At 59.2% G+C, this 18550-nt stretch carries 20 protein-coding genes and 1 pseudogene; 12 read left to right on the top strand and 9 right to left on the bottom strand.

Annotated features, from left to right (window positions below):
• The 6 genes and pseudogenes from ACIOWA_RS20555 to ACIOWA_RS20530 all read right to left on the bottom strand — a co-directional run.
• Positions 1–1354: pseudogene (locus ACIOWA_RS20555) on the bottom strand (RNA polymerase factor sigma-54); the annotation flags it as partial.
• Positions 1355–1596: 242 nt separating this feature from the next.
• Positions 1597–2322: an LPS export ABC transporter ATP-binding protein gene (gene lptB / locus ACIOWA_RS20550; RefSeq protein WP_008085069.1), complete on the bottom strand. Its 726-nt coding sequence runs from the start codon at positions 2320–2322 to the stop codon at positions 1597–1599.
• Entirely contained in the window at positions 2322–2867 is a 546-nt protein-coding gene (lptA, locus tag ACIOWA_RS20545; protein WP_339431751.1) for a lipopolysaccharide transport periplasmic protein LptA, read from the bottom strand. Before lptA ends, lptB begins: the two co-directional genes overlap by 1 nt.
• Complete coding sequence (gene lptC / locus ACIOWA_RS20540) at positions 2854–3426, bottom strand: LPS export ABC transporter periplasmic protein LptC (protein WP_339494018.1); 573 nt, start codon at positions 3424–3426, stop codon at positions 2854–2856. The genes lptA and lptC overlap by 14 nt, the downstream gene beginning before the upstream one ends.
• 8 nt (positions 3427–3434) lie before the next feature.
• Positions 3435–3959 (bottom strand): HAD family hydrolase, encoded by a 525-nt coding sequence (locus tag ACIOWA_RS20535; protein ID WP_339431753.1) that lies wholly within the window; start codon positions 3957–3959, stop codon positions 3435–3437.
• Positions 3959–4933, bottom strand: a complete 975-nt coding sequence (locus ACIOWA_RS20530) for a KpsF/GutQ family sugar-phosphate isomerase (protein WP_339431754.1) — start codon at positions 4931–4933, stop codon at positions 3959–3961. Before ACIOWA_RS20530 ends, ACIOWA_RS20535 begins: the two co-directional genes overlap by 1 nt.
• Positions 4934–5209: 276 nt before the next feature.
• Here ACIOWA_RS20530 and ACIOWA_RS20525 point away from each other — a divergent pair, with 276 nt between their 5' ends.
• The 10 genes from ACIOWA_RS20525 (at position 5210) to hisC (ending at position 13163) form a co-directional block, all read left to right on the top strand.
• Positions 5210–6019 carry an ATP-binding cassette domain-containing protein gene (locus ACIOWA_RS20525; RefSeq protein ID WP_339431755.1) on the top strand — a complete coding sequence of 270 codons (810 nt, stop codon included), beginning with the start codon at positions 5210–5212 and terminating at the stop codon, positions 6017–6019.
• Complete coding sequence (mlaE, locus tag ACIOWA_RS20520) at positions 6019–6816, top strand: lipid asymmetry maintenance ABC transporter permease subunit MlaE (RefSeq protein ID WP_401161619.1); 798 nt, start codon at positions 6019–6021, stop codon at positions 6814–6816. Before ACIOWA_RS20525 ends, mlaE begins: the two co-directional genes overlap by 1 nt.
• A complete protein-coding gene (mlaD, locus tag ACIOWA_RS20515) occupies positions 6816–7283 on the top strand; it encodes an outer membrane lipid asymmetry maintenance protein MlaD (RefSeq protein ID WP_339431757.1) in 468 nt (155 codons plus the stop codon). Before mlaE ends, mlaD begins: the two co-directional genes overlap by 1 nt.
• An 11-nt stretch (positions 7284–7294) precedes the next feature.
• Complete coding sequence (locus tag ACIOWA_RS20510; RefSeq protein ID WP_339466226.1) at positions 7295–7948, top strand: ABC transporter substrate-binding protein; 654 nt, start codon at positions 7295–7297, stop codon at positions 7946–7948.
• Entirely contained in the window at positions 7945–8250 is a 306-nt protein-coding gene (locus tag ACIOWA_RS20505) for an STAS domain-containing protein (RefSeq protein WP_339431759.1), read from the top strand. Before ACIOWA_RS20510 ends, ACIOWA_RS20505 begins: the two co-directional genes overlap by 4 nt.
• 115 nt (positions 8251–8365) lie before the next feature.
• The gene (locus tag ACIOWA_RS20500) at positions 8366–8605 is read left to right on the top strand and encodes a BolA family protein (protein WP_007912386.1); all 240 of its coding nucleotides are present in this window, start codon (positions 8366–8368) and stop codon (positions 8603–8605) included.
• Positions 8606–8627: 22 nt separating this feature from the next.
• Positions 8628–9893 carry a UDP-N-acetylglucosamine 1-carboxyvinyltransferase gene (murA, locus tag ACIOWA_RS20495; protein WP_045122295.1) on the top strand — a complete coding sequence of 422 codons (1266 nt, stop codon included), beginning with the start codon at positions 8628–8630 and terminating at the stop codon, positions 9891–9893.
• Positions 9894–10021: 128 nt separating this feature from the next.
• Positions 10022–10657, top strand: a complete 636-nt coding sequence (gene hisG / locus ACIOWA_RS20490) for an ATP phosphoribosyltransferase (protein WP_401161616.1) — start codon at positions 10022–10024, stop codon at positions 10655–10657.
• 125 nt (positions 10658–10782) lie between these two features.
• A complete protein-coding gene (gene hisD, locus ACIOWA_RS20485) occupies positions 10783–12108 on the top strand; it encodes a histidinol dehydrogenase (protein ID WP_401161614.1) in 1326 nt (441 codons plus the stop codon).
• A 2-nt stretch (positions 12109–12110) separates the two neighbouring features.
• Positions 12111–13163 (top strand): histidinol-phosphate transaminase, encoded by a 1053-nt coding sequence (gene hisC / locus ACIOWA_RS20480; protein WP_401161612.1) that lies wholly within the window; start codon positions 12111–12113, stop codon positions 13161–13163.
• A 104-nt stretch (positions 13164–13267) separates the two neighbouring features.
• On the opposite strand, the gene ACIOWA_RS20475 is transcribed toward hisC, so the two are convergent.
• From ACIOWA_RS20475 to algW, 3 genes are all read right to left on the bottom strand, one after another.
• Entirely contained in the window at positions 13268–13987 is a 720-nt protein-coding gene (locus ACIOWA_RS20475; RefSeq protein WP_339431762.1) for a DUF4198 domain-containing protein, read from the bottom strand.
• A 12-nt stretch (positions 13988–13999) separates the two neighbouring features.
• Positions 14000–16117, bottom strand: coding sequence for a TonB-dependent siderophore receptor (locus tag ACIOWA_RS20470; protein WP_401161610.1), 2118 nt, complete (start codon positions 16115–16117; stop codon positions 14000–14002).
• An 87-nt stretch (positions 16118–16204) separates the two neighbouring features.
• Complete coding sequence (gene algW, locus ACIOWA_RS20465) at positions 16205–17362, bottom strand: Do family serine endopeptidase AlgW (protein ID WP_221730023.1); 1158 nt, start codon at positions 17360–17362, stop codon at positions 16205–16207.
• A gap of 103 nt (positions 17363–17465) precedes the next feature.
• Here algW and ACIOWA_RS20460 point away from each other — a divergent pair, with 103 nt between their 5' ends.
• Both ACIOWA_RS20460 and ACIOWA_RS20455 read left to right on the top strand, forming a co-directional pair.
• A complete protein-coding gene (locus tag ACIOWA_RS20460) occupies positions 17466–18224 on the top strand; it encodes a Nif3-like dinuclear metal center hexameric protein (RefSeq protein WP_401161608.1) in 759 nt (252 codons plus the stop codon).
• A gap of 256 nt (positions 18225–18480) precedes the next feature.
• Positions 18481–18550: hypothetical protein (locus ACIOWA_RS20455; protein WP_400755473.1), on the top strand; the 70-nt coding region annotated here is incomplete at its 3' end.

The raw sequence follows: 18550 nt of genomic DNA, 5'->3' as shown, positions 1-18550 counted from the left end.
CTTGTGCCTCCAGTAACCCAGCGATCTTGCTGTCACTCAACGGCTTTTTCTGATTTTCCGCAGCAACCAGTTTTTTGATGATCGCGCGGATCGCCGTGGACGAGCATTCACCGCCTTCGGAGGTGCTGACGTGGCTTGAGAAAAAGTATTTCAGTTCATAGATACCGCGCGGGGTATGCATGAACTTCTGCGTGGTCACTCGGGAAATCGTCGATTCGTGCATGCCAACCGCTTCGGCGATGTCATGCAGCACCAGTGGCTTCATGGCTTCGTCCCCGTATTCCAGAAAGCCGCGTTGATGCTCGACGATCTGGGTGGCCACTTTCATCAGGGTTTCGTTGCGGCTTTGCAGGCTCTTGATGAACCAGCGGGCTTCCTGCAACTGGTTGCGCATGAAAGTGTTGTCGGCGCTGGTATCGGCGCGTCTTACGAAGCCGGCATACTGGGCGTTGACCCGCAGGCGGGGCACTGATTCCTGATTCAGTTCGACCAGCCAGCGTTCATTGTCCTTGCGCACAATGACGTCAGGGACGACGTATTCGGCTTCAGTGGATTCGATCTGAGAGCCCGGACGCGGGTTGAGGCTCTGCACCAGTTCGATGACTTGACGCAGTTCATCTTCCTTGAGCTTCATGCGCCGCATCAACTGGTTGTAATCGCGGCTGCCGAGCAAGTCGATGTAGTCGGTGACCAGACGTTTCGCTTCAGTCAGCCATGGTGTCTTCGCCGACAACTGGCGCAGTTGCAGCAACAGGCATTCGCCGAGGTTGCGGGCGCCGATGCCAGCGGGTTCAAACTGCTGGATGCGGTGCAGAACGGCTTCGATTTCGTCCAGTTCGATGTCCAGTTCCGGGTCGAACGCTTCGAGGATTTCTTCGAGGGTTTCGTCCAGGTAACCCTGGTTGTTTATGCAGTCGACCAGGGTGACGGCGATCAGTCGGTCGGTGTCTGACATCGGCGCGAGATTGAGCTGCCAAAGCAGGTGGCTTTGCAGACTTTCACCGGCGGAGGTGCGAGTGGTGAAGTCCCATTCGTCGTCATCGCTGCTGGGCAGGCTGCTGGCACTGGTCTGGTAGACGTCCTCCCAGGCCGTGTCGACCGGAAGCTCGTTGGGGATACGCTCGCTCCATTCGCCATCTTCCAGATTGTCCACCGTCGGAGCGGTTTCCTGATAGGACGGTTCCTGAATTTCGGTGTTGGGCTTTTGCTCGGCGTTGTCGGCCAGAGGGTCCGAGTTATCGAAGTCGTCGCCTTCTTCCTGGCGTTCGAGCATCGGATTGGATTCCAGGGCCTCCTGGATTTCCTGTTGCAGATCCAGGGTCGACAATTGGAGCAGACGGATGGCCTGTTGCAGCTGCGGTGTCATCGTCAGCTGCTGGCCCATTCTCAAGACTAGCGATGGTTTCATGGCAGGGGCTTAACACCTTATTCGCCGGCGCACATGCGCCATCCACTACAGAGCGCCGAAGCGCCAAACTTAAGCAAATTATATGCCTGAAACTGAAGTGTTTGCCTAGAGCGTTGTAACAATTAAAGCGTATTAAATCCTGCTTGAATCGATACAGCGCCCGCGCGTCTCTCCGGGCGCTGTCGCGTTTACAGGCGGAACTCGTGACCCAGATACACTTCCTTGACCAGATCGTTGGCCAGGATGGTTTCTGCGTCGCCTTCGGCAATCAACTGGCCGTCGTTGACGATGTAAGCGGTTTCGCAGATATCCAGCGTCTCACGCACGTTGTGGTCGGTGATCAGTACACCGATGCCCTTGGCCTTGAGGTGGTGGATGATCTGCTTGATGTCGCCGACCGAGATCGGGTCGACACCGGCGAACGGTTCGTCGAGCAGGATGAATTTTGGTGCGGTTGCCAGAGCACGCGCGATTTCCACTCGGCGGCGTTCACCACCGGACAGGCTCATGCCCAGGTTGTCGCGGATGTGGCTGATGTGAAATTCCTGCAGCAGGCTTTCCAGCTCCTTGCGACGGCCGGCCTTGTCGAGCTCCTGGCGAGTCTCGAGGATGGCCATGATGTTGTCGGCCACCGACAGCTTGCGGAAGATCGAGGCTTCTTGCGGTAGATAGCCAATACCTGCCTTTGCGCGACCGTGCATTGGCTGGTGGCTGACGTCCAGATCGTCGATCAGCACGCGGCCCTGATCGGCCTGTACCAGGCCGACAATCATGTAGAAGCATGTGGTCTTGCCGGCACCGTTCGGGCCGAGCAGGCCAACAATCTGGCCGCTGTCGATCGACAGGCTGACGTCACGCACGACCTGGCGGCTTTTATAGGCCTTGGCCAGATGCTGAGCTTTCAGAGTGGCCATTACTGGGTTTTCTCGTCGGTTTTCTTCTTCGGCTGGATCACCATGTCGATGCGCGGACGCGACTCGGTGACCTTGCTGCCGGTGGCACGGCCGGCACTGGCCAGTTTCTTCACCGTGTCGTAGACGATTTTCTCGCCTTGGGTGATGTTGTCGTCCTTGTCGACAACCTTGGCCTTGTCGATCAGCACGACGCGGTTCTGCGCTGCGTGGTACTGGATCGTTACGCCCCAGCCTTGAACGGGTTTCTTGTCGCCGGCGGTTTGCAGTTGCTCGAAGTAGGCAAGGTTGCCCACCGAGGTCACCACGTCGATGTCACCGGCCTGAGTGCGAGTGATGGTCACGGTGTTGCCGGTAACCTTCATCGAGCCCTGAGTGATGATCACGTCGCCTTTATAGGTGGCAACGCCATTCTTGTCGTCCAGTTGGGCATCGTCGGCCTGAATGCGGATCGGCTGCTCTTGATCGTTCGGCAGAGCCCAGGCGCTCACGCTTCCCAGTGCTGCGCCCAGACTGAGCAAAATAGGGAGGGTTTTAACGAGCCTCATACTGTCCTCTTACGTTCGATAGCAGGTGTATCCTGCTTTCCTTCAGATACGCTTTCATTCCCACGCCAGTCGATACACCCCCAGCGCCGTCGATTCTAACGGGTTGCGCGGTCTGCGCATATTGCTGCTGCGGGAACACCGTCATGCGAGTCGACGTGATCAGGGTGTCGCGGTTCTTTTCATCGGTGCGCTTGACGCGTACCGAGTCGATCAACTCGACTTCGGTGCCGCCCGAGTTCACTTCGCCGCGCTCACTGGTCACGTGCCATGGGAACGCTGTCCCGCGGTACATGTTCAGGTCGGGCTTGGTCACCAGCGTGATGTCGGTCGCCTTGACGTGTTCGGCCTTGTCGGACGTCATTTCATACTGCACTTTGCCGTCCGGAAGGTATTGCAAGGTATGCGTGTTGGTCGCATACCAGTCGATAGGGGTGTCTACCGACGAGGTTGGCGGTTTGTCGAGAAAGCGTTCCGGGCTGATGTTCCAATAGCCGACCGCCGCGAATATCGCGGCTATACAGGCGAAGAGCAGGAAGTTACGAAATTTTTTGCTGAACATTTTTTGGCTCACAGGTACGCGGCGTTGGCCGCATCGAGGCGGCCCTGGGCGCGCAGGATCAGTTCGCAGAATTCACGGGCGGCACCTTCGCCGCCGCGGGCCCGGGTCACACCATGGGCGTGTTCGCGGACGAAATCAGCGGCGTTGGCCACGGCCATGCCCAAGCCTGCGCGGCGGATCACCGGCAGGTCGGGCAGGTCGTCACCGAGGTAGGCGACCTGTTCATAGCTTAGGCCCAGTTGCTCAAGTAGACCGTCCAGAACCACCAATTTGTCTTCGCGGCCCTGAAACAGGTGCGCGATGCCGAGGTTTTTCGCTCGGCGCTCGACCACGGGCGTTTTACGGCCGCTGATGATGGCGGTCTGCACGCCAGCGTTCATCAGCATTTTGATGCCTTGACCGTCGAGGGTGTTGAACGTCTTGAACTCGCTGCCGTCTTCAAGGAAGTACAGGCGTCCGTCGGTAAGGACGCCGTCGACGTCGAAAACCGCCAGTTTGATCGCTTTTGCGCGTTGCAGCAGATCGGTGCTCATTACATCACTCCTGCGCGCAGCAGGTCGGAGAGGTTGAAGGCGCCGACCGGGCGATCTTCCTCATCGACAACTACCAGCGCGTTGATTCGGTGGTCTTCCATGATTTTCAGGGCTTCGGCGGCGAGCATCTCGGGTCGGGCGGTCTTGCCGTGGGCTGTCATCACCTGGTCGATGGTCGCGCTGCGGATGTCGATGCTGCGATCCAGCGTGCGGCGCAAATCGCCATCGGTGAAAATCCCGGCGAGCTTGCCGTCGGCTTCAAGAATCACGGTCATGCCCAGACCCTTGCGGGTCATTTCCATCAGAGCGTCCTTGAGCAGAGTGCCGCGTTGCACTTGTGGCAGCTCTTGCCCGCTGTGCATGACGTTTTCCACTTTCAGCAACAGACGACGACCCAGCGCACCGCCCGGGTGAGAGAAAGCAAAATCTTCAGCGGTAAAGCCGCGCGCTTCCAGCAATGCAACGGCCAGGGCGTCACCCATGACCAGTGCAGCGGTGGTCGAGGACGTCGGCGCCAGGTTCAGCGGGCAGGCTTCGTGCTCGACGTGAACGTTGAGGTTGACCTCGGCAGCCTTCGCCAGTGGCGAGGCCGGGTTGCCGGTCACGCTGATCAACTGGATGCCCAGACGCTTGATCAAAGGCAGCAGGGTGACAATTTCGTTGGTCGAGCCGGAGTTCGAGAGGGCCAGGATCACGTCATCGCGAGTGATCATGCCCATGTCGCCGTGGCTGGCTTCGGCCGGATGTACGAAAAAAGCCGGGGTGCCGGTGCTGGCCAGGGTCGCAGCAATCTTGTTGCCGACGTGTCCGGACTTGCCCATGCCGACCACCACCACACGGCCCTTGCTGGCCAGAATCATCTCGCAGGCGCGTACGAAATCGGCGTCGATATGGGGCAACAAGCCTTCTACGGCTTCCATTTCGAGGCGGATGGTGCGTTGTGCCGATTGAATCAGGTCGCTGGATTGGCTCATGTCAGAAATCGTATAGCCCGATGAAAAGGCGGCGATTATAGCGGTTATGTTGCAAAGCCTCACGCAAGTTCGTCGTGCTTTAGCATTCCCCGCGACCAAAACCCGGCAAAACGGCCTCCAGTCTCCCCCTTACCGTTGAATACAGCCCGGTACAAGCCTTGGGCGCTTGGCCTTTGCAGTGATATAGTTCGCCGCCAGTTCGGCCTGCCCGGGATGTAAGTGCTTTTTAAGTAGAGCCAGGCGTCCGAGTGAGAGGCTGCATCGCAAGGAGTTTAGATGAGTGCCGATAACGCCTACGCGGTCGAGCTGAAGGGAGTCTCCTTCAAGCGCGGTGCGCGCAGCATTTTCAATAACGTCGATATCCGCATCCCGCGCGGCAAGGTCACCGGCATCATGGGGCCTTCCGGGTGTGGCAAGACCACCCTGCTGCGGTTGATGGGCGCACAGTTGCGTCCTTCCAGTGGCGAAGTCTGGGTGAACGGTCAGAACCTGCCGCAGCTTTCGCGCAGCGATCTGTTCGATGCACGCAAGCACATGGGCGTGCTGTTTCAGAGCGGTGCGCTGTTCACCGATCTCGATGTTTTCGAGAACGTCGCTTTTCCCCTGCGCGTTCATACCCAATTGCCGGAAGAAATGATCCGCGACATCGTCCTGCTCAAGCTGCAGGCCGTTGGCTTGCGTGGCGCCATCGAGTTGATGCCCGATGAGCTGTCTGGCGGCATGAAGCGTCGCGTGGCTCTGGCTCGCGCAATTGCGCTCGATCCACAGATCCTCATGTACGACGAGCCGTTCGTGGGCCAGGACCCGATCGCCATGGGTGTGTTGGTACGCTTGATCCGTCTGCTCAATGATGCGCTGGGAATCACCAGCATCGTGGTGTCCCACGATCTGGCCGAAACCGCGAGCATTGCCGACTACCTCTATATAGTCGGCGACGGTCAGGTACTGGGGCAGGGCACGCCGGACGAATTGATGAACTCGCACGAGCCGCGTATTCGTCAGTTCATGACGGGCGATCCTGACGGCCCGGTGCCGTACCACTTTCCAGCGACGGATTACCGCGCAGATCTTCTGGGGAAGCGCTGATGCGCAGAATTTCATTAATAGAACGCGTACGCCGGTTCGGCGAAGCGGCGATCGACGCCATTGCGGTGTTTGGTCGTGCAACGCTGTTCCTGTTTCACGCCTTGATCGGTCGTGGCGGCATCAGCGGCGGTTTTGGCCTGCTGATCAAACAGTTGCATTCGGTGGGCGTCATGTCGCTGGTGATCATCGTGGTCTCCGGTATCTTCATCGGCATGGTGCTGGCGCTGCAGGGTTTCAGCATTCTGTCGAGCTACGGTTCGGAGCAGGCGGTAGGGCAGATGGTTGCTCTGACCCTGCTGCGTGAACTGGGCCCGGTGGTGACGGCGCTGTTGTTTGCCGGGCGTGCCGGTTCGGCATTGACCGCAGAAATCGGCAACATGAAATCCACCGAACAGCTTTCCAGCCTGGAAATGATCGGTGTCGACCCGCTCAAGTACATTATCGCGCCGCGTCTGTGGGCCGGTTTCATCTCCCTGCCGGTGCTGGCGATGATTTTCAGCGTGGTGGGCATCTGGGGCGGCTCGTGGGTGGCTGTCGACTGGCTGGGCGTGTATGAAGGCTCCTATTGGGCGAACATGCAGAACAGCGTGAACTTCACCAGTGATGTGCTCAACGGTGTCATCAAAAGTATCGTTTTCGCCTTCGTAGTGACCTGGATCGCCGTATTCCAAGGCTATGACTGTGAGCCCACTTCCGAGGGGATCAGTCGTGCCACCACCAAGACCGTAGTGTTTGCCTCGCTGGCAGTGCTCGGCCTGGACTTTATTCTGACCGCTTTGATGTTTGGAGATTTCTGATGCAAAACCGCACCCTGGAAATCGGTGTCGGCCTGTTCCTGCTGGCAGGGATCCTGGCTTTGCTGCTGCTTGCTTTGCGGGTCAGTGGCCTGTCTCCGACTTCGACCACCGACACCTATAAACTTTATGCCTACTTTGACAATATCGCCGGTTTGACGGTCAGAGCCAAAGTGACCATGGCTGGTGTCACGATCGGCAAGGTCACGGCAATCGATCTGGATCACGACAGCTTCACGGGTCGGGTGACTCTGCAAGTGGATAAAAACGTCGACAATCTGCCGACCGACTCCACCGCGTCTATCCTGACCGCTGGGCTGCTGGGCGAGAAGTACATCGGTATCAGCGTGGGCGGGGAAGACACCCGTCTGAAGGATGGTGGAACCATTCACGACACGCAGTCGTCACTGGTACTGGAAGACCTGATCGGTAAATTCCTGCTCAATACCGTTAGCAAAGACGCCAAATGAGGAGCTTTTGAATGATCTCTACCTTGCGACGTGGACTGTTGGTGCTGCTTGCGACATTGCCATTGATGGGCACTGCTGTGGCGGCGCAGTCGGCGCATGATCTGGTTCAGGACACCACGAACCGGATGTTGGCTGATCTGGCGGCCAATAAAGAAAAGTACAAACAGGATCCGCAGGATTTCTATACCGCGCTGAACACCATTGTCGGCCCTGTGGTGGATGCCGAAGGCATTTCCAAAAGCATCATGACGGTCAAGTATTCGCGCAAGGCGACGCCGGCACAGATGCAGACGTTCCAGGAAAACTTCAAGAAAGGCCTGTTCCAGTTTTATGGCAACGCCTTGCTTGAATACAACAACCAGGGCATCACTGTTGATCCGGCCAAGGACGAGTCCGGCGATCGCACCAGCGTCGGCATGACCGTCAAAGGCAACAACGGCGCGATCTATCCAGTGCAGTACACGCTCGAGAAGATCAACGGCGAGTGGAAACTGCGCAACGTGATCATCAACGGTATCAACATTGGCAAGCTGTTCCGTGATCAGTTCTCTGATGCGATGCAGCGCAATGGCAACAACCTGGACGCGACCATCAACGGTTGGGCCGGTGAAGTCGCCAAAGCCAAAGAAGAAACCGACAAAGCTGCCGTGAAGCCAGCGCAATGAAAGAGGCGGCAGTGCGTATGAGTGATGTCGATGAGCTTTTGCTCAGCGGAGTGCTGGACTACCGCACCGGGCCTGACCTGCGCAAGGAAGGGCAGGCGCTGATCAAGTCCAGCAAGGCTTCGTCGCTGGTCATCGACTGCTCGGGCGTAAAGAAGTCCAGCAGCGTCGGTTTGTCGTTGCTGCTGTGCTTCATGCGCGATGCTCAAGCCGCCGGCAAGGCTGTCAGCATCCGGGCACTGCCCGATGACATGCGCGAAATCGCTCAGGTCAGCGAGCTGACCGAAGTGCTGGCGCTACACTGAATTCGCATCGATAAAGAAGCCCCCCGTCAGAGTCCTGCCATGCGGGGTTCGCAGGCGCGGGGCTTTTTTGTATGATGTCCGACCCGTGCGCACAGGGCGCCGATTGAGGTTGAGCATGCAGGCCGTAGAAGTGAAGAGCTTCCTTGAAGGAAAGCTGCCCGGAACGTTGGTAGAAGTTGAGGGCGAAGGCTGCAATTTCCAGCTGAACGTGATTAGCGATGAACTGGCGGCGTTGAGCCCGGTGAAGCGTCAGCAGCAGATCTATGCCCATTTGAACCCATGGATCACCGATGGCAGCATCCATGCGGTCACTATGAAATTTTTCAGCAGCGCGGCCTGGGCCGAGCGCACCTGAGCCTAAGGGCGTCGAGATTCTTATGGATAAACTGATTATTACCGGCGGCGTTCGTCTTGATGGCGAAATCCGCATCTCCGGGGCAAAGAACTCCGCCCTGCCGATCCTGGCAGCCACCCTGCTGTGCGATGGCCCGGTGACCGTTGGCAACCTGCCTCACCTGCACGACATCACCACGATGATCGAGCTGTTCGGTCGCATGGGCATTGAGCCGGTGATCGACGAGAAACTCAGCGTCGAAATCGACCCGCGCACCATCAAGACCCTGATCGCTCCGTACGAACTGGTGAAAACCATGCGTGCGTCGATCCTGGTGCTGGGCCCGATGGTTGCCCGTTTCGGTGAAGCCGAAGTCGCCCTGCCTGGCGGTTGCGCCATCGGCTCGCGTCCGGTCGACCTGCACATCCGTGGCCTGGAAGCCATGGGCGCGGTAATCGACGTCGAAGGTGGCTACATCAAGGCCAAGGCGCCTGAAGGCGGCTTGCGCGGCGCGAGCTTTTTCTTCGATACCGTGAGTGTGACCGGTACCGAAAACATCATGATGGCTGCTGCTCTGGCCAAGGGCCGCAGCGTGCTGCAGAACGCCGCGCGTGAGCCTGAAGTGGTGGACCTGGCGAACTTCCTCAACGCCATGGGCGCCAAGGTTTCCGGTGCTGGCACCGATACCATCACCATTGATGGCGTCGAGCGTCTGGGTTCGTGTTTCTACAAAGTCATGCCTGACCGTATCGAAACCGGCACCTATCTGGTGGCCGCTGCAGTGACCGGCGGTCGTGTGAAGGTCAAGGATACCGATCCGACCATCCTCGAAGCGGTTTTGGAAAAACTCCGTGAAGCCGGCGCAGAGGTCACCAGCGGTGAAGACTGGATCGAGCTGAACATGCATGGCAAGCGCCCGAAAGCGGTCAACGTGCGCACTGCGCCGTACCCGGCGTTCCCGACTGACATGCAGGCACAGTTCATCTCGCTCAACGCCATTGCCGAAGGCACTGGCGCAGTGATCGAGACGATCTTCGAAAACCGCTTCATGCACGTCTACGAACTGCACCGCATGGGCGCCAAGATCCAGGTCGAAGGCAACACCGCCATCGTCACCGGTACTGAAGTCCTCAAAGGCGCGCCAGTGATGGCAACCGACCTGCGTGCTTCGGCAAGCCTTGTGATTTCGGCGCTCGTTGCCGAAGGCGATACCCTGATCGACCGCATCTACCACATCGACCGTGGTTACGAGTGCATCGAAGAAAAACTGCAGATGCTGGGCGCCAAGATCCGTCGCGTTCCGGGCTAATAGCTGCTGCATGGGCACAAGGATGTGCCCGTTGAATTCGTTTTGAGTCGAGCCGGTTGCCGGCTCGATGTGTGTCCGGCGCCGATTGCGACCGGACATGAGTACCTTGATAAGGACTGACGTTTCCCATGTTGACCATCGCACTGTCCAAGGGCCGCATCCTTGACGACACCCTGCCGCTTCTCGCTGAAGCGGGCATCGTGCCGACCGAGAATCCGGACAAGAGCCGCAAGCTGATCATCCCCACGACGCAGGCAGACGTACGCCTGCTGATCGTGCGCGCCACCGACGTGCCGACTTATGTCGAACATGGCGCGGCCGACCTCGGCGTGGCCGGTAAAGACGTGCTGATGGAATACACCGGCCAGGGCCTGTACGAGCCACTGGATCTGCAGATTGCCCAGTGCAAACTGATGACCGCCGGCAAGATCGGCGCGATCGAGCCCAAGGGCCGTCTGCGCGTGGCGACCAAGTTCGTCAACGTCGCCAAGCGTTACTACGCCGAGCAGGGCCGTCAGGTCGACATCATCAAGCTTTACGGCTCGATGGAACTGGCACCGCTGATCGGTCTGGCCGACAAGATCATCGACGTGGTCGACACCGGTAACACCCTGCGCGCCAACGGCCTGGAACCTCAGGAACTGATCGCCACGATCAGCTCGCGTCTGGTGGTCAACAAAGCTTCGATGAAAATGCAACACGCCCGCATCCAGGCGTTGATCGACACCCTGCGCAACGCAGTGGAATCGCGACACCGCGGCTGATCTACCTGCGCGACCTTGAGCCGCGCCCGTCTATCCGCCTCATAGCCAGAATCTCAGGTGCCCAAGCGGAAACGACTGCTAAGTTAGGGCGCCTGAGTTTTTGCCATTCCTATGAGGCTCTCGCTATGACCGCACCGACTGCAATTCGCCGACTCAACGCTGCTGATCCGGATTTCGCGCATCATCTGGATCATCTGCTGAGCTGGGAAAGTGTGTCTGACGACTCGGTCAATCAGCGCGTGCTGGACATCATCAAGGCTGTGCGCGAGCGCGGTGACGCGGCGCTGGTCGAGTTCACCCAGAAATTCGACGGTCTGGAAGTGGCCTCGATGGCTGACCTGATCCTGCCGCGCGAGCGCCTGGAACTGGCCCTGACCCGTATCACCGTGCCGCAACGCGAAGCCCTGGAAAAAGCCGCAGCCCGGGTGCGCAGCTACCACGAAAAACAGAAGCAGGATTCCTGGAGCTACACCGAAGCCGACGGCACGGTGCTGGGCCAGAAGGTCACGCCGCTCGATCGCGCAGGCCTCTACGTGCCGGGAGGCAAGGCGTCGTACCCGTCGTCGGTGTTGATGAACGCGATTCCGGCCAAGGTCGCCGGTGTGACCGAAGTGGTCATGGTCGTGCCGACCCCGCGTGGTGAAATCAACGAGCTGGTGCTGGCAGCGGCGTGCATCGCGGGCGTCGACCGGGTGTTCACCATCGGCGGCGCACAAGCCGTTGCCGCGCTGGCCTATGGCACCGAAAGCGTGCCGCAGGTCGACAAAGTGGTCGGCCCGGGCAACATCTATGTAGCGACAGCCAAGCGCCACGTTTTTGGTCAGGTCGGTATCGACATGATCGCCGGCCCTTCGGAAATTCTCGTAGTGTGCGACGGTCAGACCGATCCGGACTGGATCGCCATGGACCTGTTTTCCCAAGCCGAACACGATGAAGACGCCCAGGCGATTCTGGTCAGCCCCGACGCCGAGTTCCTCGACAAGGTTGCCGCGAGCATCGACAAACTGCTGCCGACCATGGATCGCGCGACCATCATCGAAACCTCGATCAATGGTCGCGGTGCGCTGATTCATGTGCGTGACATGGCGCAGGCGATCGAAGTCGCCAACCGTATCGCGCCGGAGCACCTGGAGTTGTCGGTCGCTGACCCGCAAGCCTGGCTCCCGCAGATCCGCCACGCGGGTGCGATTTTCATGGGCCGTCACACCAGCGAAGCCCTGGGCGACTACTGCGCGGGCCCCAATCATGTATTGCCGACCTCCGGCACTGCGCGGTTCTCCTCGCCGCTGGGCGTATATGACTTCCAGAAACGTTCGTCGATCATCTTCTGCTCCGAGGCCGGCGCGTCGGAGCTGGGTAAAACCGCATCCGTGCTGGCCCGTGGCGAATCGCTGAGTGCCCACGCGCGCAGCGCCGAATACCGCATCATTGACGACAAGCAGGGGAACTGAGCATGAGTAAATTCTGGAGCCCGTTCGTCAAGGATCTGGTGCCTTATGTGCCGGGCGAACAGCCGAAGCTGACCAAACTGGTCAAGCTCAATACCAATGAAAACCCCTATGGCCCGTCGCCAAAAGCCCTGGCGGCGATGCAGACCGAGCTCAACGACAACCTGCGTCTGTACCCGGACCCGAACAGCGACCTGCTGAAAAACGCGGTCGCCAACTACTACGGCGTGCAGAGCAATCAGGTGTTCCTGGGCAACGGTTCGGATGAAGTGCTTGCGCACATCTTCCACGGTTTGCTGCAACACGATCAGCCGCTCTTGTTCCCGGACATCAGCTACAGCTTCTATCCGGTTTATTGCGGGTTGTACGGCATCAAGTTCGACGCGGTGCCGCTGGACGCGCAGTTCCAGATCGATCCGGCGGACTACGCCAAGCCGAACGGCGGGATCATTTTCCCCAATCCGAACGCTCCGACCGGTTGCCTGCTGGCACTGGACGCGGTCGAGCAAATCCTCAAGGCCAGCCCGGATTCGGTGGTGGTGGTCGATGAGGCTTATATCGATTTCGGCGGCGAGACGGCCATCAGCCTGGTGGATCGCTATCCGAACCTGCTGGTGACGCAGACCCTGTCCAAATCCCGTTCACTGGCGGGCCTGCGGGTCGGTCTGGCGGTGGGGCATCCGGACCTGATCGAGGCGCTGGAGCGGATCAAGAACAGCTTCAACTCCTATCCGCTGGATCGTCTGGCGAATGTCGGTGCAGCAGCGGCGTTCGAAGATCGCGAGTATTTCGACAAGACGTGTCGCTTGGTCATCGAGAGCCGTGAATGGGTGATTGCGCAGTTGCGGGCCAAGGGCTTTGAGGTGCTACCGTCGGCGGCGAACTTCATCTTCGCCCGGCATCCGCAACATGACGCCGCAGGGCTGGCGGCCAAATTGCGTGAGCAAGGCGTGATCGTGCGGCACTTCAAGCAGGCGCGGATTGCGCAGTTCCTGCGGATTTCCATCGGCACGCCGGAGCAGAATCAGGCGTTGATCGACGGGCTCGGCGACCTCTGAACCGCTTTCGCGAGCAAGCCCGCTCCCACAGTGGATTTGTGCACGACACCGATCAAATGTGGGAGCGGGCTTGCTCGCGAATGCAGCGCCGCGAATCCTGAGCCTTACTCGTGATGTGGCTCCCCCAAAAACGTCAGCGAACTGAACAACCCTCGACTGTTCACATCAACACTGTCCTTCACCGGCACCTCAACCTGCGCGGCAATCACATTCAACCCCTCATTTCGTACCAACACCTGCGCGCGCCCGTCCTTGTCGGTCTCGGTGCTCAGCGTATTCGGCGCGCTCCGATAATCGCCGATCAACTTCACGCCCGCTGCCGGTTTGCCATCGAGCAAAACCCGTACCGGCAATGAATTCCCCGGCCCGACGGTTAGCGGATCGACCTCCGGCAAAATCAGCAGTTTGATCTGATCGAGCTTGGGCAACTTCGCTCCCGGTTGATAAATCGCCAGGCTGTATTTGAACGTCTGCGTCGCTTCGATTGCACCGGGCACTTTGCTGCGACCTTCGTTGATCCACTTCTTGTCAGCCGTTTGCGACCACATCCCGTTGTTCAGCGCCACCGCCATGACCGCCGGCGTTTTCAGCGGCTTCAGGCGGGCGTGATCGGCAAGGCGCTCGACGCTGACCGGGATCATCTTGCCGCCCGCGTCATAGGCCCACGCGCCGCTGATTTTCTGGGCCTTGAAGGCATTGTCTTCGGCGCCGTGGCCGTAGATCACTTCGATGTTGCCGCGGCGTTGTTCTGTCCACAGGCCATGGGCTGTGGCTTGTGTGGCGAACAGCGCGGCGAGGATCAGGAGGGTTTTACGGTATTGCATGGTGACGTCCTTTTACAGGTTGAGTGTCAGGCTGACGGTGAAATTGCGCGGTTCGCCGGGGTTGACCCAGTAGTTGCTGTACGAGCGCTCGTCGTATTTTTCGTCAAACAGATTGTTCAGGTTCAGGCCAACGGTGACGTTGTCGCTGGCCTTGTAATGGGCCAGCAGATCGACGGTGTGATAGGCCGGTAATTCGAAGTCACTGCGTGACTCACCCGAGCGGTCACCGACATACGTAAACGCTGCGCCGACGTCCGAGCCGCGCAGGTGACCATCCTGAAATTCGTAAACACCGAGCAAACTGCCGCTGCGCTTGGCCACGCCGAGAATTCGGCTGCCAGTGGCAATCACCGCGTCGCCCTTGGTCACTTCGGCGTCGATGTAGGCAAATGCCCCGATCACCCTTACGGCATCGGTGACTTGCCCGGTCACTTGCAGATCGAAGCCACGACTACGCGCCTTGCCCATCGCACGGCTGGTGTCGGTACCCGGGTCGAGGGCAAGGACGTTTTCCTTGTCGATGTGGAAGAAGGCGAGGGTGCTGCTCAGACGTTCGTCGAACAGTTCGTTCTTGATGCCGATTTCGTAGCCAACGCCTTCTTCCGGGGCGAAGGATTTGCCGGCGGCGTCGAGGCCGTTGTTCGGTTTGAAGGAGGTCGAGGCGTTGGCGAACAGGCCGGTATCGGGCGTCAACTGATAGAGCAGGCCGGCGCGCTGGGTGAGGGCATCGTGACTCTGTCGGCTGCTGGCACTGCGGGTTTTATCGTCGATGCGTTGGTCGAAATGTTCGAAACGCGCGCCGATCATCCCGCGCAGTTTGTCCGTGAAGACGATTTGATCCTGCAGGTTCAGTGCGTGACTTTCGACGTGTTCGAACAAGTCAGTGCCTGAGCGTGCGCCATCGGGTTTTGGCTGACCGTAGATTGGCCGGTAGATGTCGATGGCATACGGGCTGCCGGCGAGGGTCGTGACCCGTTCGTTCTTGCGATAGTTTTCGTATTCGGTGCCGATCAGCAGTTCGTGCTGCCAGGGGCCGAGGTCGAACAGGCCGCGCAGTTCCAGTTGGGTGATGCTGTCATGCCAGTTATTGTCGCGCTCGCGGTAACGGCGGTTGACGGTGTGGCCGTCGGCATTCAGCGCACGACTTTCGGAGGCGAAGCCCCAGAGTTTGCCTTCCTTGTAGTGGCTGGCCAGGCGTAGTTTCCAGCTGTCATTGAGGTGATGCTCAAGCGTGGCCTGCAGCAGGTTGTTGTGGTTGTCGATGTTGCCGTCGTTCGGTTCACCGAGGAAGGTCGAGCGCGACACTCCACTCGATGTATTGTTCGGCGCGACAATGCCGCGATCGAAGGTGGAGCTGTGACGGACGATTTCGCTTTCTACCAATAGCGACGTGTCCGGATTCAACTGCCAACTGATCGAAGGCGCGACGAATACGCGCTGGCTGTCGACGTGATCGCGAAAGCTATTGTTGTCTTCGACCGCGAGGTTGATGCGCGACAGCACATCGCCTTGATCATCCAGCGGCGTGTTGATGTCCAGCGCGGTGCGATAACGATCCCAACTGCCGGCGCTGGTTTGCAGGGTGCTAAAGGCTTCAGCCTGCGGTTTCTTGGTGACGATGTTTACCGTGCCGCCGGGATCACCACGGCCATAGAGGCTGGCGGCGGGGCCTTTGAGCACTTCAATGCGCTCGATATTGGCCGCGTCCGGCGTGCTTGGATAACCGCGATTGGCGCTGAAACCGTCCTTGTAGAACTCCGACGTGGTGAAACCGCGCACGCTGTATTCGTAGAGGGTCAGGCCGCCGAAGTTGTTTTGCTTCGACACACCGCCGGCGAACTCCAGTGCGCGCTCGACGCTGGTGCTGCCCAGATCCTTGAGCACGCTGGCGGGCACCACGCTGATGGCTTGGGGGATGTCGCGGATCGCGGTATCGGTTTTGGTCGCGCTGGAGGAGCGTGTGGCGCGGTAGCCCTTGACCGGGCCGGTGGGGGATTCGTAATCGGAGGTGACGCTGATGGCGTCGAGTTCCAGCGGAATCTGATCTTCGGCGAAGGCCGGATCGCCCAATAAACCCAGGGGCAGACCGAGAGTCAGGCCCAGTAGAGAGGCCTTTGTTCGAGACGACATGTTATGTTGTTCCAATGGTTAAATTGAAACAATATAACATGCCTTTTGAGAATGTCTGTTATTCGCGCCATCGGCGCGAACAAAGTCCTACTGTTCTTTTTCCTGCACCGGTGCCGGTGGTGGGCGCAGGCCGATTTCTGCGGTGAGCTTGAGTTCTTTGCCGTTACGCATCACCTGAATCGTCACCTTGTCGGTGGGTTTGATCCGCGCGACCTGGTTCATCGAGCGACGACCATCGCCGGCCGGTTCGCCATCGATACTCAGAATCACGTCGCCCAGTTGCAGGCCGGCTTTCTGCGCCGGACCGTCACGGAAGATACCGGCGACAACAATCCCCGGGCGCCCTGACAGACCGAACGACTCCGCCAGTTCCTGGGTCAGCGGCTGCACTTCAATGCCCAGCCAGCCACGAATCACCTGACCGTGTTCGATGATCGACTTCATCACCTCCATCGCGAGTTTTACCGGGATGGCAAAACCGATGCCCTGCGAGCCGCCGGATTTGGAGAAGATTGCCGTGTTGATGCCGGTCAGGTTGCCATTGGCATCGACCAGCGCGCCGCCGGAGTTGCCCGGGTTGATCGCCGCGTCGGTCTGGATGAAGTCTTCGTAGTTGTTCAGGCCCAACTGATTGCGCCCGGTGGCGCTGATGATGCCCATGGTCACGGTCTGGCCGACGCCGAACGGGTTGCCGATGGCCAGCGCGACGTCGCCGATGCGGATGTTGTCGGAGCGCCCGACGGTAATCGACGGCAGGTTTTTCAAGTCAATCTTCAATACGGCGAGGTCGGTTTCCGGGTCGCTGCCGATCACACGGGCGAGGGTTTCGCGACCATCCTTCAGCGCGACGACAATCTGATCGGCACCGCTGGTGACGTGGTTGTTGGTCAGAATGTAGCCTTCCGGGCTCATGATCACGCCGGAACCGAGGCTCGATTCCATGCGCTTCTGCTTGGGCGAGTTGTCACCGAAGAAGCGGCGGAACTGCGGATCCTCAAACAAAGGATGCGCCGGTTTGTTGATGACTTTGGTGGTGTACAGGTTGACCACTGACGGTGCGGCAGTGGTCACCGCGTCCGCATAGGACACCGGCCCTTGCTGCACGCTGGTAGTCTGTGGGGCCTGTTGCAGGTTGACGTCAAGGCTCGGCAGCCCGACCCATTGCGGGTAACGCTGAATAATCAACAGAGCGATAAGCACACCGGCCAACAGCGGCCAGCCCATAAAACGTAGCGCCTTGAACATTAAGCACGTCCTGGAAAAGTTGCAGGCGGGGTCAGACCGCCCATAATGTCGCGCATTATACGAGGCCGCGCGCGCCTCTGAACGGGATATTTAGGAGTCTTTCATGGCCGTCGCCCTCAGCACCCTCGTCGAAGAAGCCGATCGTTACCTGGGCAGTGCAAAAATCGCCGACTATTGCCCCAACGGGTTGCAGGTCGAGGGCCGTCCGCAGGTGATGCGCATTGTCAGCGGCGTCACCGCCAGTCAGGCGTTGCTCGACGCCGCCGTCGAGGCCGAAGCCGATCTGGTGCTGGTGCATCACGGCTACTTCTGGAAGGGCGAGAACCCGTGCGTCACTGGCATGAAACAGCGGCGCCTGAAGACATTGCTCAAGCACGACATCAGCCTGCTCGCCTACCACTTGCCGCTGGATCTGCATTGCGAGGTCGGCAACAACGTGCAGTTGGCGCGCCAGTTGGACATCACCGTTGAAGGCCCGCTGGATCCGGACAATCTGAAAGTCGTCGGTCTGGTCGGCTCGCTGAACGAACCTGTCACTGCGCGTGATTTCGCCCGCAAGGTGCAGGACGTCATGGGTCGTGAGCCGTTGCTGATCGAAGGCAGTGCGATGATTCGTCGGGTTGGCTGGTGCACTGGCGGCGGCCAGGGTTATATCGATCACGGTGTGGCGGCGGGTGTCGATCTGTTTCTCAGCGGTGAAGCGTCTGAGCAGACTTTCCACAGCGCCCGGGAAAACGACATCAGCTTCATCGCCGCCGGTCATCACGCAACCGAACGCTACGGCGTGCAGGCGCTGGGCGATTACCTGGCCAAACGCTTCGCCCTCGAACACATCTTCATCGATTGCCCGAACCCGATCTGACGTATCACATCGATCCAAGGTGGGAGGGGGCTTGCTCGCGAATGCGGTGTGTCATTCAAAAATGATTTCGACTGATCCTGCGCTTTCGCAAGCCAGCCCGCTCCCACAGAAGAGCGCTTGCTGCCCAAACGAGTGGGCATATTCATATGCTCTTTCGATCTAGTTGGCGTCCTGATTAGAAGAAGCTCGCTGTGCTAGGATTCCCCGCTCGAACACGGCCCGCTGGCCGTTCATAAGAAAGCTTTCGTGAGTAGCCATGGTCGACAAACTGACGCATCTGAAACAGCTGGAGGCGGAAAGCATCCACATCATCCGCGAGGTGGCCG

Source organism: Pseudomonas sp. NPDC087614 (genome assembly GCF_044743485.1).
Taxonomy (GTDB): Bacteria; Pseudomonadota; Gammaproteobacteria; order Pseudomonadales; family Pseudomonadaceae; genus Aquipseudomonas; species Aquipseudomonas baetica_A.
Note: the sequence above shows the minus strand (reverse complement) of the source record. Positions and strands in the feature narration are given on the sequence as shown.